The organism is Ruminococcus sp. OM06-36AC, assembly GCF_003438725.1.
Taxonomy (GTDB): Bacteria; Bacillota; Clostridia; order Oscillospirales; family Ruminococcaceae; genus Ruminococcus_C; species Ruminococcus_C callidus.
In genome coordinates this window covers 1-566 of sequence record NZ_QSTT01000054.1, presented here as the reverse complement: position 1 = coordinate 566, position 566 = coordinate 1, and the positions used below count along the sequence as shown (strand labels likewise).

Below are 566 nucleotides of genomic sequence, written 5' to 3'. Positions count from 1 at the left end.
AAGTCGATGCTGTCGATTTCCTCAAAGGTCGTTCCGTTTTCCTCGGCATCTGCCTTTGCAAGGCTTTCTGCGTTTTCCTCAACCCATGCGGTGAACTCCTCGTTGTCCATCCTGTCCTCGTTTTCAATCTCCAGTTCGTATTCGTAGTCCGCATCAAACCAGGTGATGACCGCCTTTGTGATTTCGGTTCTTTCGTTCCAGTCCGTTCTGTTTGCCATTGCTCTTGCCTTTGCGATTCCGTATGCTACCATTGTGTTTTTCCTCCATTTTTTTGGTTGTTTTCCCTTTCGGTAACTGTATATTACCATACCTTTCGGCGTATAGCAAGCGGCTAAATGTACAGAACATAAGGCGTTGTTTTTGCTGTATATTTGGTGGATCTGACACTGGATAAACTTGCTTTTCTATGGTAAAATACAGTACAATGGAAAAGGCATCTCCGGAAATCGCAGCCACCAACCAAGCCCCGCACAGTTCGCCTGTGTGGGGCTGGTTTTGACTTTGGGCAGTTTCTCGGCAAGTGCTCTGAAAGCCCACACAGGGCAAACAGGGCGGTTACATGGGGA

Annotated in this window: 1 protein-coding gene; it reads right to left on the bottom strand. The window is 47.5% G+C overall.

Going from position 1 to position 566, the window contains the following annotated elements; all coding sequences use genetic code 11:
* Window positions 1-251 (bottom strand): hypothetical protein (locus DXB92_RS13010; protein WP_187118458.1); only part of this gene is annotated, 251 nt, incomplete at its 3' end.
* Window positions 252-566 lie beyond the last annotated feature (315 nt).